This window comes from Pseudomonas purpurea (genome assembly GCF_039908635.1).
In the GTDB taxonomy this organism is placed as follows: Bacteria; Pseudomonadota; Gammaproteobacteria; order Pseudomonadales; family Pseudomonadaceae; genus Aquipseudomonas; species Aquipseudomonas purpurea.
On the sequence record NZ_CP150918.1, the window covers coordinates 5,571,117 to 5,586,183 of the forward strand.

A 15,067-nucleotide genomic window follows, 5' to 3' on the forward strand; every position below is an offset into this window, starting at 1 on the left:
ATCGAATTACGGCGCGGTGGCAACGGCTGCCGGCGGCGTCCAGATCACGTCTTTGATGCTCAAGGGCTTGGGAATCAACTTGAGCTGATAGAAGCTGTCGGCGATTTTCTGCTGGGCCGCGACCACGTCGGGCGTGAGGAACAACGCGCCGTAGCCCTGGCGTTTCACCGAGGTCAGGGTGATGTCTGCCGACAGGCCGAGCAGCGGCGCGACTTGTTTGGTCACCTCGACAGGGTTGGCCTTGGACCACTCGCCCACGGCGCGCACTTCTTCCACCAGCGTCTTGATGACCTGCGGATTTTTTTGCGCGTAGGGCTTGGTCGCCAGATAGAACTGATGGTTGTCGACGATGCCGCTGCCATCACGCAGGGTACGTGCTTGCAGTTGCTGTTCGGCAGCCGCCTGGTACGGGTCCCAGATCACCCAGGCATCGACGCTGCCACGCTCGAACGCGGCGCGGGCATCGGCCGGTGGCAGGAACACGGTTTGGATGTCGGTGTACGTGAGGCCGGCGTCTTCCAGGGCGCGCACCAGCAGGTAGTGCACGTTGGAGCCTTTGTTGAGGACGACTTTCTTGCCCTTGAGGTCCTGCACCGATTGGATCGTGGAGTCCTTCGGCACCAGGATCGCTTCGCTGGTCGGCGCCGGTGGCTCGTAGGCGACGTAGAGCAGATCGGCGCCAGCGGCCTGGGCAAATACGGGTGGGGTTTCGCCGGTCACGCCAAAATCGATGGAGCCGACATTCAGCCCTTCGAGCAACTGCGGGCCACCAGGGAACTCAGTCCATTGCACGTCCACGCCTTGGGCGGCGAGGCGTTTTTCCAGTGTGCCGCGAGCTTTGAGCAGCACCAGGGTGCCATACTTTTGGTAGCCGATACGCAAGGTCTCGGCCGCTTGAGCTTGAACAATGACGCCGAAGGACACAGCCGCAGCAAACAGAGCGACCAGACCACGACGCAAAATGACAGGGCGCATAGCGCTCTCCTTTTTGCAGTTGGGTTTTGGCTGCACCTGCTTGCCCGTTGTCGGGCGAGTAAGGCCAGTACATCACGTTCGGCTGGGGCTCAGATGCTCCAGCGAGCGCTCAACAAACGTTCATTCAACAGATGAGGGTCGAGCGGTTTTGGCCGTCGGGCCATGGCGCTCAAAAACTGCTCCAGGGCTTCGCTCAAACGCTGCTCCAGCTCGGGAGCCAACTTTGCCTGGGCACTGCCTTCGCCGTACGCGATCTGGCTGTCTTCGGCGAAAATCCCGTGGAGCATTTCCTGGGCCTTGAGGGCCGAGAGCACCGGTTTTAGCGCGTAATCCACTGCCAGCATGTGGGCGATGCTGCCGCCCGTGGCCATGGGCAATACAACCTTGTGGCTCAGGGCGCGTTCGGGCAGCAGGTCCAGCACGGTTTTCAGCGCGCCGGAGAACGAAGCCTTGTAGACCGGTGTGGCAATCAGCAGGCCATCGGCGTTTTCAATCTGTTGCAGCAGATGGATGACCTTCGGGCTGTCAAAGCGGGCGTGCAGCAAGTCTTCGGCCGGGAAGTCCCTCACCTGGTAACTCACCACCTCCACCCCGTGCTGTTGCAGCCAGCGTTGGGAGCGATCCAGCAGCACCCCGGAACGGGAGCGTTGGCTGGGACTGCCACCGAGTGAGACGACCAACATGTGGCGATTCCTTAAGCGGTGTTGGCGATTCGCGGCTTGCGATCTCGCGGTGTCGGGTAGACCTTAACAGCCGATTTATATATCTATAAATCATATTTATTCATTTGGTTATTCGTTAAATGAATATAAGAAAAACTGAACACCAGGCAAAAAAAACAGGCCGTCGAAACGGCCTGAAATCCCCTGCTTTGTGGATGTGGTTGACTCTGAATCTTGCGGTGCCTGGTATGGCGCTATCGCGAGCAGGCTCGCTCCCACAGTGGATTTAGCCTGACCACAGATTTCAAGCCAAACACAAAACTCTGTGGGAGCGAGCTTGCTCGCGATTGGATTTCAGCCTCAGCGAAGTCGTTGAAGCTTATTTATTGGGTTGCGGGGTCAGACGCAAGTACGGCTTCACCGCACGGTAGCCCTTGGGAAAGCGTTTCTTGATTTCGTCTTCGTCCTTGAGCGACGGCACGATCACCACGTCGTCACCGTCCTGCCAGTTGGCCGGGGTGGCCACTTTGTAGTTGTCGGTGAGTTGCAGCGAATCGATCACCCGCAGGATTTCATTGAAATTGCGCCCGGTGCTGGCCGGATAGGTGATGGTCAGGCGAATCTTTTTGTTCGGATCAATCACGAACAGCGCACGCACGGTCAGGGTGTCGTTGGCGTTGGGGTGGATCAGGTCGTAAAGGTCGGACACCTTGCGGTCGGCGTCGGCAAGGATCGGGAAGTTGACGAGGGTGTGCTGGGTTTCGTTGATGTCTTCGATCCACTTGTGGTGCGAGTCCACCGGGTCCACCGACAGGGCGATGGCCTTGACCCCGCGCTGGGCGAACTCGTCCTTGAGCTTGGCGGTAAAGCCCAGCTCCGTGGTGCAGACCGGCGTGAAGTCCGCCGGATGGGAAAACAGCACGCCCCAGCTGTCGCCCAGCCACTCATGAAAACGAATGGTGCCGGCGCTGGAATCCTGTTCGAAATCGGGGGCGATGTCGCCAAGTCTGAGGCTCATGGTGCTGCTCCTGGTGAGTGCGTGATGAGCCTACTGTGCCTGCCGCATGAATTTATTAAAAAGAATAAATATCGATTTATTAAGATCCAAAAGGAATATTAAAAACCTGTTCACTGGACCTGCGAATGCGTGCAGACGATCCTGCTTCGCAGGGTTCGAGAAGGCCTTGAGCAGCTGAGAAGAGAGAACCGAGGGAGGGCTTGCGGGGGCGGGCCCGGCTGCAAACGCAAAAGCCCCGCACGGCTTGCGCCGGGCGGGGCTTTTTGATGCAGCGTTACACGAAGTCGCTCTTACAACAGCGGGATCGAGTAGCTGACGATCAGGCGGTTTTCATCCTGGTCGCGTTGACCCGGGATGTCGTTGCGCCACATGGCGTTTTTCCAGGTCAGGCCGAGGTTTTTCAACGGGCCTTCCGGAATCACGTAAGCCACGGTCAGGTCGCGTTCCCACTCGCTGGTGCCGGAGCCAACAACTGTTTTCTTGTTAACCGTTGCAGCGGTGTCAACATTGTCACCACGCAGGTAAATCACGCCAGCGGTCAGGCCAGGGACGCCCACTTTGGCGAAGTCGTACGAGTAACGAGCTTGCCAGGTACGCTCGCCGGCACGGGCGAACTTGGATATCTGCATGTCAGTCGTCAGGTACGCCGACGAACCGTCACCCTGGTTCAGCCACGGGAAGTCGCTGTCACCGTTGCTGACCTGGTAACCGCCACCGAAGGTGTGACCGGAAACCGAGTACAGGAACAAGCCGCTGTACAGGTTGTTGTCGACCTTACCCTTGGTGGTGGTGCCACCGTAGTAGCCGGAAGTGAAGTAGTTCTTGTCGTGACCATTCGCACCGTCGTCACGGCTGTTGAAGTAACGGAAGTCCGACTTCAACACGCCCGGGCCGATCGACCAGTTGTGTACCAGGCCCAGGAAGTGTTGCTTGTAGAAATCGTCCAGGTTGCCGTAGTAGTACTGGGCAGTCAGGTCTTTGGTGATCTTGTAGTCACCGCCACCGTAGATGAACTTGTTGCTGTCACGGCCCGATGCAGTGCGACCGTTGGCACCGGCAATCGACAACTCTTCGTTGTTGCTGGAGTTACGACCTTTAACGTGCTCGATCTGACCACCGACCAGGGTCAGATCTTTGATCTCGTTCGAGGTGATCTGACCGCCCTGGAAGGTTTGCGGCAGCAGACGACCATCGTTGTAGGAGATGACTGGCAGTTTCGGCATCAGGGTGCCGAGCTTCAGTTCGGTCTGGGAAACCTTGGCTTTGGCGGTCAGGCCCAGGCTGGAGAACTCGTTCACTGCCTCGCCGTTGGACTCGCTCGGGAAAACTGTGCCGCCATAAGAACCATAGTTGGTCTTGGTCTTCGGGCTTGCGCCGTTGGTGCCACCGCCGGAATCCAGACGAACGCCCAACAGGCCAATGGCATCAACACCGAAGCCTACAGTGCCTTGGGTGTAACCGGAGGTGAAGTTCAGCTGGAAGCCTTGGCCCCATTCTTCCTGCTTGTTCTGCGCGCCTGCGGCTTTGGTGCCGGAGTCACGGTTGTCAGTGTTGATGTAGAAGTTACGCAGACCCAAGGTAGCCTTGCTGTCTTCGATGAAACCGGCGGCGCTTGCCTGCTGCGCCAAAACCCCTAGGGCCACAGTCAGGGCCAAGGTGGACTTATTCATGTTTCGCTCCTCTCGTTTCTAATTTTTGTGTTTCTTTGGTCCGGAGTCGAATGCCCTGGATCCACAGATGCGCGATTAGCGCCAGACCGTGACTGATTAGTCAATCGTAACCAATCGTGTCTACGACCTTGGTCTAACCACCGTAATTTGGTCCTTGCAGGGTAATGAATTTCTCATAAACCCAAAAAGAATTATTTCATTCTTTTTCATACCATTAAGGAATATAGCTCGGCACAACTTAACCGGACCGAGGCATAGCGTATCGGCTAACAAGCTAATTCCTAAATGCTATTCGTCCGATGCTTTTTAGATCGTTATGGATTGATACATCCCGCATACGTCAATCCCGATCAAAAATGCGACGCCATCATGGCGAAGCGCGCATGATCCCGTCAAATTGTTACAGTTTGTATATCGTCGGAAATTTTTGTTTGCCTGTCCGGGAGCCGCGCTTTTGCGCATTTTCACGCCCGCGCACGGCACAGAAAACCGCAGCCTACCCAGGGGATAGGCAGGCTGCGGTTATCGGATCAGAGGGCTTTTTCGAAGATCTTCGAATTACGCTGATAGTTGTACAACGACGCCCGGGCCGACGGCAGGCGCTCGACGCTGCTGGGCACAAACCCGCGTTCACGGAACCAGTGGGCAGTGCGCGTGGTGAGAACGAACAGGGTTTTCAGGCCTTGGGCGCGGGCACGGGTTTCGATCCGTTCCAACAGTTCATCACCCCGGCGACCATGACGGTACTCAGGGTTCACCGCTAGGCACGCCAACTCACCCGCCTCGGAGTCGGCGATCTGATACAACGCCGCGCAGGCAATGATCATGCCCTCACGCTCGACCACGCTGAACTGCTCGATCTCACGCTCCAGCACTTCACGCGAGCGCCGCACCAGAATCCCCTGCTCTTCCAGCGGACTGATCAGATCCAGCAATCCGCCGACGTCTTCGATGGCCGCTTCGCGCAGCAGTTCGAATTGCTCTTGCGCCACCAGCGTACCGCCGCCGTCACGGGTGAAGAGTTCGGTCAGCAGCGCGCCGTCTTCGGCATAACTGACAATGTGGCTACGGCCGACACCGCCACGGCAAGCCTGCGCCGCCGCATCCAGCAGTTCCGCCTGATAGTTGCCGCCCAGGCGCGCCAAGTGCGCGGGCACCTGTTGCGGACGCAGTTCACGCACCAAACGGCCGTTCTCGTCGATCAACCCCAGGTCCGCGCCGAACAGCAGCAGCTTGTCGGCACCCAGGTCGATGGCGGCGCGGGTGGCGACGTCTTCGCAGGCCAGGTTGAAGATTTCCCCGGTCGGTGAGTAGCCCAACGGCGAGAGCAGCACGATGGAGCGCTCGTCCAGCAGGCGGTTGATGCCCTTGCGGTCGACCCGACGCACTTCGCCGGTGTGGTGATAGTCGACGCCTTCCAGCACGCCGATCGGCCGTGCGGTCACCAGGTTGCCGCTGGCCACCCGCAGACGCGAGCCCTGCATCGGCGAGGACGCCATGTCCATCGACAGCCGAGCTTCGATGGCGATGCGCAGTTGGCCGACAGCGTCGATCACGCACTCCAGGGTCGCGGCATCGGTGATGCGCATCCCGTGGTGGTAATGCGGGGTCAAGCCGCGCGCGGCGAGGCGGGTTTCAATTTGCGGGCGCGAACCGTGAACCAGCACCAGCCGCACACCCAGGCTGTGCAGCAGCACCAGGTCGTGGACCATATTGCCGAAGTTCGGATGCTCCACGCCGTCGCCAGGCAGCATGACGACGAAGGTGCAATCGCGGTGAGCGTTGATATAAGGGGAAGCGTGACGAAGCCAATTGACGTATTCGGGCATAACACCTGCGCCTGTAATAAATAGCAGCCGATAAAAGGACAAAACTGAACGCACAGCGGGCTGATGGTTATCGTCGGAACAGGCTTGGCGACACGCTCGCTCTCCTCATGAATACGGGTTGGGGCACTGGCAATTTATACGGTTAGTTAGCCAAAACACAGAACCTGTGGGAGCGGGCTTGCTCGCGAAGGCGGCGTATCAGTCACATTAGTATCAACTGACACTCCCCATTCGCGAGCAAGCTCGCGCCCACATGAATTGCGCTTAACTAACTGACATTGGGGTTTGGGCCGGTGTCAGGCAGTAATGCTCAATCAATGAACGTAATAGATGCACGGTAGGCTGTAAACGTGACATTTCGAGGTACTCCCCCGGCTGGTGCGCGCAGGCAATGTCGCCAGGCCCCAACACCAGTGTTTCGCAGCCAAGGCGCTGAAGATAAGGCGCTTCGGTGCCGAACGCTACTGCTTCGGCAAGGTGGCCGGTGAGCTTTTCAGCGACGCGCACCAGTTCCGAGTCTTCCGGTTGCTCGAACGGCGGCACTTCGGGGAACAGCGGCGCGTAATCAATCTTCACCTGATGGCGCTCGGCGACCGGGCCAAGCTTCTGCCGGATCGCGTCGCGCAGGGCCGCCGGGTCCATGCCCGGCAAGGGCCGCAGGTCGAATTCCAGCGAACATTGGCCGCAGATCCGGTTCGGGTTGTCGCCCCCGTGGATGCAACCAAAATTGAGCGTCGGTTGCGGCACGCTGAACTGCGGGTTACGGAACTCGCGCTGCCATTGCAGGCGCAAACCGCGCAGTTCGCCCATGGCGTCGTGCATGGCTTCCAGGGCGCTGTGGCCCAGGCTTGGGTCCGACGAATGGCCGCTGCGCCCGAGGATGTCGATGCGCTCCATCATCACGCCCTTGTGCAGGCGAATCGGCTTGAGCCCTGTCGGCTCGCCGATCACCGCGGCGCGCCCCAATGGCCTGCCGGCCGCGGCCAAGGCGCGAGCGCCGGCCATGGAGCTTTCTTCATCGCACGTGGCGAGGATCATCAGCGGTTGCTTGAACGGTTTGTCGAGCAGCGGCAGCACGGCTTCGATGGCCAGGGCGAAAAAGCCCTTCATGTCACAACTGCCCAGCCCGACCCAGCGACCGTCGACTTCGGTCAGCTTCAGCGGATCGGTTTGCCACAGCGCGCCGTCGAACGGCACCGTGTCGCTGTGCCCGGCCAGCACCAGGCCACCGGGGCCGGAGCCGAAACTGGCCAGCAAGTTGAACTTGCCGGGGCTGACCTGCTGGATCTCGCAGGCAAAGCCCACGTCGCCAAGCCAGGTCGCCAGCAGATCAATGACCCCACGATTGGATTGGTCCAAGTGGGGTTGGGTGCAACTGACGGATGGTGCGCCAATCAGCGCAGCGAACTGGTCTTTCATGGACGGCAAAGGCATCGCTGACTCCCAACTCCCAAGATGAACCCCATCATAGAGCCATCCTGCGGCAGGAATAAACCGTCGCGGCACGTCAACGCAGCGAGTCCTGTACACTGCACGGCCTTGGCAGCCACACATTCCCCCGGCTGCGCTCCCGATCCTGGATTTTCCGGCCATGCAGAAAGAAACCGAAATCAAACTCCGCGTCAGCCGCGAAACCCTCGCTGCGCTGCGCGAGCATCCGTTACTGAAAAAACGCAACAAAAGTGGCTGGGAACGCCGTGAGTTGATGAACCAGTACTTCGACACGCCAGAGCGTGACCTGGCCCGCGCCAAGGTTGCCCTGCGCCTGCGCCGCGATGGCGAAGAAGTGATTCAGACCCTCAAGACCCGTGGCCAGAGCGTCGCAGGCCTGTCCGAGCGCAACGAATACGACTGGAACCTGCCCAAAGCCAAGCTCGACGTGAAAAAGCTCGATGGCGAATGCTGGCCTGAAGAACTGGCCGAGCTGGACAAAAAGACCCTCAAGCCAATCTTCACCACCGATTTCGTCCGCGAACGCGCCGAAATCGCCTGGGGCCGTGGCAAGACCAAAGTGGTCATCGAAGCCGCACTGGACCTGGGCCACGTGGTCGTCGGCAAGCAGAAAGAAGAAATCTGCGAGTTGGAACTGGAACTGCGTGAAGGCGAACCTGCCGCACTGCTGGAACTGGCTGCCGAACTGGCCGCGACCCTGGCGCTGATGCCGTGCGATATCAGCAAGGCCGAGCGTGGTTATCGCCTGTTCGACGCCAACAGCTATTCGCTGAGCCTGCCAGCGCCGGAACTGACCTTCGAACTGCCGCTGGACGACGCGTTCGCCGCACTGAGCTGGCACTTGCTGGGCAGCAGCCAGCGCCTGGCCGAGCAGTATCGCTTCAATGGCCACTGGCGCCTGTTGCTGGACTGGGTCGAAAACCTCGCCGAACTGCGCGCCTTGATCGGCAGCCTGGGCCAGGCCGCGCCACGTCAGTCGACTCACGACTTGCGTGTCGCACTGGACGCCTTGCTGGAAGACTGGCGCCCGCTGGTTCAGGCCGGCCAGGACGACGAAGACGTGCGTAAAGCCGCACCCGAGCAGTTCCTCGAAGAGCTGGAAGACCCGCGCTGGGGCCAGTTCTCGTTGAGCGCCTCGCGCTGGTTGCTGGCCCGTACCTGGACAGCCGATCGCAACACCCGTGGCAATCGCCAGGGCGCCGCGCAGCTGGGCAACTGGTTGCCACGCCTGCTGGGCGAGGAAGCCACGTCCCTGCAATTGCAACGCTACCAGCAACAGCCGGAAGACCTGGCCGAGCAACTGCCGCGTATCGAGCGCATTCAGGCCTGGATGCACCACGCCCGCAACGTGCTGGACATCCCGGAAATGGATCGCCTGTACGGTGAGCTGAACAAACTGGCGCAACTGGCCAACGAACCGATCACCGACGAAACCCTGGATGCGCGCAAGCAGCAGGCGATTGCGGTGTATCAGAACCGTGCCTGGAAGATGCTGCTGCGTATGTAACAACCCAATACCTGTGGCGAGGGAGCTTGCTCCCGCTGGGGCGCGAAGCGCCCCCAAATCCGACAAACGCGTTATGCCTGATTCACCGCGTTGCCGGGATAGGGAGTCCTTCGGCCTCCAGCGGGAGCAAGCTACCTCGCCACAAGGTCACATGCTTTAGCGCAACACCGGCAAACTCGTCGTGGACTTGATTTCGGACAAGGCCACGATGGAGTTCACCTCCTGAATCCCCGGCACCATCGACAGCTTTTCAAAGAAGAAACGCTCATACGCTTCGATGTCCGCCGTGACGATGCGCAGCAGAAAGTCCACCGCCCCCATCAGCACGTAACACTCCAGTACCTCCGGAAAGCCGCGAATCGCCTCGGTGAATTCCGTGAAGTTCGAACGCCCATGGGCGTTGAGTTTGATCTCGGCAAAAATCTGCGTGTTCAGGCCAATCTTCTTGCGATCGAGCAACGTTACCTGACCGCGAATCACGCCTTCCTCTTTCATCCGCTGAATCCGCCGCCAGCACGGCGACTGCGACAAACCCACCTGCTCGGCAATCTGCGCACTGGAAAGGGAAGCGTCCTCTTGCAGCAGGGCCAGAATTCGTCGGTCGTAAGCGTCCAGCTCGCTGTGCATAGAAAAACCCCGAATATCTATATTTGAGAGTCGATTGATTCGATTAACCGCCAATTCGCTCCATCTTAGATAAGAAATGCCCGGCGTCGAATGTAAAAATTTCTCCACTGTTCTGGAGACCCATCATGCCCCCGCTCGAAGCCGTCAGCAGCACCCCCACCCGCGCCGATGTATGGAACGTCAACAACGCGCATTGCCGCGTGCACTACCAATTGCAGGCCGAGGCGGAACCCGACCTGCTGTGCCGGGCGCTCAACCTGTTTGCCTTGCAGTTTCTGGTGCCGCAGTCCGTCAACGTCGTACGTCAGGACGAGTGGCTGTCGATCGACATCGTCATGGACGGCCTGAGCTGGCACCGCGCCCAGGTGATCGCGGAAAAACTGCGCAACCTGATCAGCGTCTGCTCGGTGGAGCTGCAAGCGGCTGATGCTTCCAGGCTTCATGCGCAACAGGCGGCGGGCTGAGGCACGGCGGTAAAAACTCGAAACGGCTTGCTCGCTCAATAGCCGAACGGTCTCCGGGACCGGGACTATTCTTTGCAATCTGTGGTCAGAGGCGCACACCTCCAAACCGCATGGTGCAGGATCGTTCTCAAGGAGCCCGCATGTCCGTTCAACTCGTCACTCAGGACCGCTGGCTGGATCTCAATGATCTGCTGCGCGAACTGGTCGCCCAAGGCTTTATCAGCCAGGACTCGGCCGAACACGCCCTCAACACTCGCCGCCGTCATACGCCCAACAGCCAGTTGCATCCGCTGGAGTTCATCGCCGGCCAACACCTGGACGACCTCAGCCGCCCCGGTAAACGCCTGGACCTGGAAAGCCTGACCCTCTGGCTCTCGCAACAGGCCGGCCAGCCGTATTTGCGCATCGACCCGTTGAAAATCAACGTCGCGCAAGTGATGCCGCTGATGTCTTACGCCTTTGCGCAACGCCACAAGATTCTCGCGGTGGCCATCGACCGCGACGCCGTGACCGTGGCCAGTGCGCAGCCTTATGTGCGGGGCTGGGAGGCCGACCTGACGCACGTGTTGCAGTTGCCGATCAAACGGGTGGTCGCCAACCCGGTGGACATCCAGCGCTTCAGTGTGGAGTTCTTTCGCCTGGCCAAATCGGTCAGCGGCGCAACCCATGCCGATCAGCAGATGAGCACCCTGGGCAACTTCGAACAGTTGCTCAACCTCGGCGCCAGCGACCAGGAGCCGGATGCCAACGACGCGCACATCGTCAACATCGTCGACTGGCTGTTCCAGTACGCCTTCCAGCAGCGCGCCAGCGATATCCACATCGAGCCGCGTCGCGAGCAGGGCACCGTGCGTTTTCGCATCGACGGCGTGCTGCACAACGTCTATCAATTCCCGCCGCAAGTGACCATGGCCATCGTCAGCCGCCTCAAAAGCCTGGGGCGGATGAACGTCGCGGAGAAACGCAAACCCCAGGATGGCCGGGTCAAGACCAAGACCCCGGACGGTGGCGAAGTCGAGCTGCGGCTGTCGACGCTGCCCACCGCGTTCGGCGAAAAACTGGTGATGCGGATCTTCGACCCGGAAGTGCTGCTCAAGGACTTCGACCAGTTGGGGTTCTCGGCCGAGGACCTGCGCCGCTGGCAGGACATGACCCGCCAGCCCAACGGCATCATTCTGGTCACCGGCCCCACCGGGTCGGGCAAGACCACCACGCTCTACACCACCCTGAAAAAACTCGCGACGCCAGAGGTCAACCTCTGCACCATCGAGGACCCGATTGAAATGGTCGAACCGGCGTTCAACCAGATGCAGGTCCAGCACAACATCGACCTGACCTTTGCCAGCGGCGTGCGCGCCCTGATGCGTCAGGACCCGGACATCATCATGATCGGTGAGATCCGCGACCTCGAAACCGCCGAAATGGCCATTCAAGCGGCGCTTACCGGGCACCTGGTGCTCTCGACCCTGCACACCAACGACGCGCCCAGCGCCATCAGCCGCTTGCTGGAACTCGGCGTGCCGCATTACCTGATCAAAGCCACGGTGCTGGGCGTGATGGCGCAACGGCTGGTGCGAACCTTGTGCCCGCATTGCAAGGCGCCGCTGACCCTCGGCGAAGAAGACTGGCAAACCTTGACCCGCCCCTGGCAGGCACCGCTGCCAAGCAACGCCCAGCGCGCCATCGGCTGCCTGGAGTGCCGCGACACCGGTTACCGCGGGCGGGCCGGGGTGTATGAAATCATGCAATTGAGCGATGCGATCAAGACGCTGATCACCCCCGACACCGACCTCACCGCCGTGCGCCGCCAGGCGTTCAAGGAAGGCATGCGCAGCCTGCGGCTGTCTGGCGCGCAGAAGGTCGGCGCCGGGTTGACCACCCTTGAGGAGGTGTTGCGGGTGACCCCGCAAAGCGAGCAGAAATAGCGGCGTTACCAGTCGGGCACGCCCAGCTCGGCATTGGACTTGATCCACAGGGTGCTGCCGTCGGCCCGGCGTTGCAGGATCGAGCGCCCGGCCGCCAGGGTTTCACCCGTGCGCAGGTTACGCGCGGCATAGTCGCTGCTCGGGCTGAACAACACGGTGGGCACCTCGTCCTGGCGCACACTCATGCCTCTGGGGTATTCCCAGTCGCCCAGACTCATTGGGTCCGCCAACTGACCTGTCCAGTATCGGCGCTGGCGTTGCTCATTGAGCTTGAGGGTCAGGGACACCAACCCGATGCCCTCGATGACCACCGGAGGATGAGCGGCGCCGAGGGTCTGCACAATGTATTCGTGGGTGTGGTGACTGACCAGGCTGTCGGCAGGCCAGGTCACGCCTTGCACGGTTACCTGCGGCGCCAGGGTGCAAGAGTCCAGCGTCCAGCGCTCGGGTTGCAGGCGAACCTCGGCTGCCGCGTCCAAAGTCACCCAGCTCCCGCCCGCACAGGGCCAACCGTCGACGACCTGATCGCTGGCCAGTTGCAGACGGACATAGTCACCGTGCTCAGGCAATTCAAGCGCGGTCACCTGCACGCCCATGACCGGCTGCGGCTCGGCGAACTCGGCGTACTTCAGGCTTTGCAGGCCATGGACCTGTGGCTGATCGTAGATGTCGAGGGGTTTCCAGGTCGCGAGCTTCACCTGCGTCCCGGCCGGAAAGCGCAGGCCGCCCAGTTGCAGGTCCTGTTCGAGGCGCGGGTTCAGCGCTTGTGTGTCTAAAAACTCACGCGCCTCGGACCACAGCGTACCGGCCACCACGGTCGAGAAGACCAGCGCCAACACCCCGAACGTGCGCGGATGCCGCAGCAGGACACGCCGCCAACGCTTCACGAAACAGGCGATCAACAGGGCCGGCAAGCCGACGAAAGACACCAGCACCAGTTGCAACAGCACACCGGCCAGCAGCATTGCGATAAAACTCGGTCCGAAAATCAAGGCAGGCATCCATGCAGGTGGGGCGCACATGTTACCCGAGGCGCTGAGGGCCGCGTTTACACAACGAATGCTCGTCCCCGGACCGCGCCGCTACACTCCTTGTACTGAAGCTTCTTTGACCAATGACTCGAACAGGGATTTGTCATGCAAATAGGCAGCGTGCTTCTACTTTTTGTCGGTTTGGTCGTCGCCATTCTGTTCATGGGATTCAAAGTGGTGCCCCAGGGCTATCAATGGACAGTCGAGCGTTTCGGCCGCTACACCAACACCCTCAAACCGGGCCTGAACATCATCATTCCGGTGATGGACCGCATCGGCCGCAAGATCAACGTGATGGAAAATGTGCTGGATATTCCGCCCCAGGAAGTCATCACCGCCGATAACGCCACGGTGCAGATCGACGCCGTGTGCTTTTTCCAGGTGGTCAACACCGCCCAAGCGGCTTACGAGGTGAACAACCTCGAACACGCTATCCGCAACCTGCTGCAAACCAATATCCGTACCGTGCTCGGCTCGATGGAACTGGACGCCATGCTCAGCCAGCGCGACGCCATCAACGAAAAACTGCTGCGCACCGTCGATGAAGCCACCGCGCCGTGGGGCATCAAGATCACCCGGATCGAGATCAAGGACATCAGCCCGCCGGCCGACCTGATGGCGGCCATGTCCGGGCAAATGAAAGCCGAGCGGATCAAACGTGCGCAGATCCTTGAAGCCGAAGGCCTGCGCGCCTCGGCGATTCTGACGGCCGAGGGCAAGAAGCAGGCGCAGATTCTCGAAGCCGAAGGCAGTCGACAGGCGGCGTTCCTCGAATCCGAAGCCCGCGAGCGTCAGGCCGAAGCCGAAGCGCGAGCAACCAAAGTGGTGTCCGAGGCGATTGCCAGCGGCAACGTGCAGGCGGTGAACTACTTCGTCGCCCAGAAATACATCGATGCCCTGGGCAAACTGGCCTCAGCCAACAACAGCAAGGTGATACTGATGCCGCTCGAAGCCAGCCAGGTGATCGGCGCCGTCGGCGGCATCGGCGAAATCGTCAAGGCCACGTTCGACGGCAAGAAGTCCTGAGGGTCGGCCATGTGGGCATTTCTGCAACATTTGTCGTTCTGGGACTGGCTGGCGCTGGGCACCGTTTTACTGATTCTCGAAGTGTTCGGCGCTGGCGGCTATCTGCTGTGGATCGGCATGGCCGCGGCCGCGGTGGGCGTGCTGACATTCCTGATCCCGAACCTGTCGTGGGCGGTGCAGTTCCTGCTGTTCGGGCTGCTGTCGATCACCACTGCGCTGTACTGGTGGCGACGCCAGCGCAGTGCGGTCCGCGACAGCGACCAGCCGAACCTCAACCTGCGCGGCCAGGAACTGGTCGGCAAGGTCTTCGTGGTGCATCAGGCGATCATCAACGGACGCGGCAAGATCAAGGTTGCCGACGGCGTGTGGATGGCCAAGGGGCCGGATTCCCCGGCTGGCGCACGGGTGCGCGTGGTCGGCCAGGAAGGCGTGATCATCGTGGTCGAACACGCAGATTGAACGTCATGGAACTGGAACAGGTGATCTGCAATCAAACCCGTTAGATCACCTACATCGGAGTCACCCACCATGCGTTTCAAACTTGCTGTCGCCACACTGGCCCTGCTGTCTCTTCCTGTTGGTTCAGCCATGGCCGACAGCTTCTGGCGTAATGTCATTTCGTCAGGCGCAACCACCGCGTCCACCTACCTGACCTTCAAGGATCACAAGCTGATCGTCGCCGCCCAGGACGACGCCGGCAGCTTCGTTGCCAGTGATGGCAGTATTCGCGGCCCGTACCTGGAAGCCGCGATGCAGAAAGTCCGCGCCGACAACCCGGGCCTGAAAGCCACCGACATGGACCTGGCCAACGCCATCCTGGCCAAGAATGCCGTGGCCTCGGAATAAGCTTCATCGCTGAACAAAAATGCCGCTCTCATGAG

Annotated in this window: 14 protein-coding genes; 6 read left to right on the forward strand and 8 right to left on the reverse strand. The window is 60.4% G+C overall.

The genetic code is table 11. From position 1 onward, the window contains the following. Window positions 1-6 precede the first annotated feature (6 nt). The 6 genes from AABM54_RS25180 to argE all read right to left on the reverse strand — a co-directional run bounded on the left by AABM54_RS25180 (window position 7) and on the right by argE (window position 7,588). Complete coding sequence (locus AABM54_RS25180) at window positions 7-975, reverse strand: sulfonate ABC transporter substrate-binding protein (protein WP_347902601.1); 969 nt, start codon at window positions 973-975, stop codon at window positions 7-9. Window positions 976-1,064: 89 nt separating this feature from the next. After that, complete coding sequence (ssuE, locus tag AABM54_RS25185; RefSeq protein WP_347902602.1) at window positions 1,065-1,658, reverse strand: NADPH-dependent FMN reductase; 594 nt, start codon at window positions 1,656-1,658, stop codon at window positions 1,065-1,067. Between the two features lie 358 nt (window positions 1,659-2,016). After that, window positions 2,017-2,655, reverse strand: a complete 639-nt coding sequence (locus AABM54_RS25190) for a peroxiredoxin (protein WP_347902603.1) — start codon at window positions 2,653-2,655, stop codon at window positions 2,017-2,019. A 290-nt stretch (window positions 2,656-2,945) separates the two neighbouring features. Further along, window positions 2,946-4,325 (reverse strand): OprD family porin, encoded by a 1,380-nt coding sequence (locus AABM54_RS25195; RefSeq protein WP_347902604.1) that lies wholly within the window; start codon window positions 4,323-4,325, stop codon window positions 2,946-2,948. Window positions 4,326-4,855: 530 nt separating this feature from the next. Continuing rightward, window positions 4,856-6,154 (reverse strand): amino-acid N-acetyltransferase, encoded by a 1,299-nt coding sequence (argA, locus tag AABM54_RS25200; RefSeq protein WP_347902605.1) that lies wholly within the window; start codon window positions 6,152-6,154, stop codon window positions 4,856-4,858. A gap of 264 nt (window positions 6,155-6,418) precedes the next feature. Then, window positions 6,419-7,588, reverse strand: coding sequence for an acetylornithine deacetylase (gene argE, locus AABM54_RS25205; protein WP_347902606.1), 1,170 nt, complete (start codon window positions 7,586-7,588; stop codon window positions 6,419-6,421). Window positions 7,589-7,745: 157 nt separating this feature from the next. Between argE and AABM54_RS25210 the strand changes: the two genes are divergently transcribed. Beyond that, window positions 7,746-9,113, forward strand: coding sequence for a CYTH domain-containing protein (locus AABM54_RS25210; RefSeq protein ID WP_347902607.1), 1,368 nt, complete (start codon window positions 7,746-7,748; stop codon window positions 9,111-9,113). A gap of 156 nt (window positions 9,114-9,269) precedes the next feature. Here the strand turns inward: AABM54_RS25210 and AABM54_RS25215 are convergent, their stop codons facing one another. Beyond that, the gene (locus AABM54_RS25215; RefSeq protein ID WP_054594557.1) at window positions 9,270-9,740 is read right to left on the reverse strand and encodes an Lrp/AsnC family transcriptional regulator; all 471 of its coding nucleotides are present in this window, start codon (window positions 9,738-9,740) and stop codon (window positions 9,270-9,272) included. A 125-nt stretch (window positions 9,741-9,865) separates the two neighbouring features. Here AABM54_RS25215 and AABM54_RS25220 point away from each other — a divergent pair, with 125 nt between their 5' ends. Next, window positions 9,866-10,204, forward strand: a complete 339-nt coding sequence (locus tag AABM54_RS25220) for a hypothetical protein (RefSeq protein WP_347902608.1) — start codon at window positions 9,866-9,868, stop codon at window positions 10,202-10,204. 140 nt (window positions 10,205-10,344) lie between these two features. Next, the gene (locus tag AABM54_RS25225) at window positions 10,345-12,129 is read left to right on the forward strand and encodes an ATPase, T2SS/T4P/T4SS family (RefSeq protein ID WP_347902609.1); all 1,785 of its coding nucleotides are present in this window, start codon (window positions 10,345-10,347) and stop codon (window positions 12,127-12,129) included. A gap of 5 nt (window positions 12,130-12,134) precedes the next feature. Here AABM54_RS25225 and AABM54_RS25230 read toward each other — a convergent pair whose 3' ends face one another. After that, complete coding sequence (locus tag AABM54_RS25230; RefSeq protein WP_347902610.1) at window positions 12,135-13,130, reverse strand: hypothetical protein; 996 nt, start codon at window positions 13,128-13,130, stop codon at window positions 12,135-12,137. 135 nt (window positions 13,131-13,265) lie between these two features. On the opposite strand from AABM54_RS25230, the gene AABM54_RS25235 reads away from it, so the two are divergent. The 3 genes from AABM54_RS25235 to AABM54_RS25245 all read left to right on the forward strand — a co-directional run bounded on the left by AABM54_RS25235 (window position 13,266) and on the right by AABM54_RS25245 (window position 15,032). Beyond that, the gene (locus AABM54_RS25235; protein WP_347902611.1) at window positions 13,266-14,186 is read left to right on the forward strand and encodes an SPFH domain-containing protein; all 921 of its coding nucleotides are present in this window, start codon (window positions 13,266-13,268) and stop codon (window positions 14,184-14,186) included. Window positions 14,187-14,195: 9 nt separating this feature from the next. Further along, window positions 14,196-14,645 (forward strand): NfeD family protein, encoded by a 450-nt coding sequence (locus AABM54_RS25240; protein ID WP_347902612.1) that lies wholly within the window; start codon window positions 14,196-14,198, stop codon window positions 14,643-14,645. Between the two features lie 69 nt (window positions 14,646-14,714). Next, entirely contained in the window at window positions 14,715-15,032 is a 318-nt protein-coding gene (locus AABM54_RS25245; protein WP_347902613.1) for a DUF2388 domain-containing protein, read from the forward strand. Window positions 15,033-15,067: the final 35 nt, after the last annotated feature.

Excerpts from the sequence above, each read along its gene's own strand:
- AABM54_RS25190 (WP_347902603.1), bottom strand. The coding sequence starts at position 2,655 with ATGAGCCTCAGACTTGGCGACATCGCCCCCGATTTCGAACAGGATTCC.
- ssuE (WP_347902602.1), bottom strand. The coding sequence starts at position 1,658 with ATGTTGGTCGTCTCACTCGGTGGCAGTCCCAGCCAACGCTCCCGTTCC.
- AABM54_RS25235 (WP_347902611.1), top strand. The coding sequence starts at position 13,266 with ATGCAAATAGGCAGCGTGCTTCTACTTTTTGTCGGTTTGGTCGTCGCC.
- AABM54_RS25195 (WP_347902604.1), bottom strand. The coding sequence starts at position 4,325 with ATGAATAAGTCCACCTTGGCCCTGACTGTGGCCCTAGGGGTTTTGGCG.
- AABM54_RS25240 (WP_347902612.1), top strand. The coding sequence starts at position 14,196 with ATGTGGGCATTTCTGCAACATTTGTCGTTCTGGGACTGGCTGGCGCTG.
- AABM54_RS25210 (WP_347902607.1), top strand. The coding sequence starts at position 7,746 with ATGCAGAAAGAAACCGAAATCAAACTCCGCGTCAGCCGCGAAACCCTC.
- AABM54_RS25220 (WP_347902608.1), top strand. The coding sequence starts at position 9,866 with ATGCCCCCGCTCGAAGCCGTCAGCAGCACCCCCACCCGCGCCGATGTA.
- argA (WP_347902605.1), bottom strand. The coding sequence starts at position 6,154 with ATGCCCGAATACGTCAATTGGCTTCGTCACGCTTCCCCTTATATCAAC.
- AABM54_RS25245 (WP_347902613.1), top strand. The coding sequence starts at position 14,715 with ATGCGTTTCAAACTTGCTGTCGCCACACTGGCCCTGCTGTCTCTTCCT.
- AABM54_RS25225 (WP_347902609.1), top strand. The coding sequence starts at position 10,345 with ATGTCCGTTCAACTCGTCACTCAGGACCGCTGGCTGGATCTCAATGAT.
- AABM54_RS25180 (WP_347902601.1), bottom strand. The coding sequence starts at position 975 with ATGCGCCCTGTCATTTTGCGTCGTGGTCTGGTCGCTCTGTTTGCTGCG.
- AABM54_RS25215 (WP_054594557.1), bottom strand. The coding sequence starts at position 9,740 with ATGCACAGCGAGCTGGACGCTTACGACCGACGAATTCTGGCCCTGCTG.
- AABM54_RS25230 (WP_347902610.1), bottom strand. The coding sequence starts at position 13,130 with ATGCCTGCCTTGATTTTCGGACCGAGTTTTATCGCAATGCTGCTGGCC.
- argE (WP_347902606.1), bottom strand. The coding sequence starts at position 7,588 with ATGCCTTTGCCGTCCATGAAAGACCAGTTCGCTGCGCTGATTGGCGCA.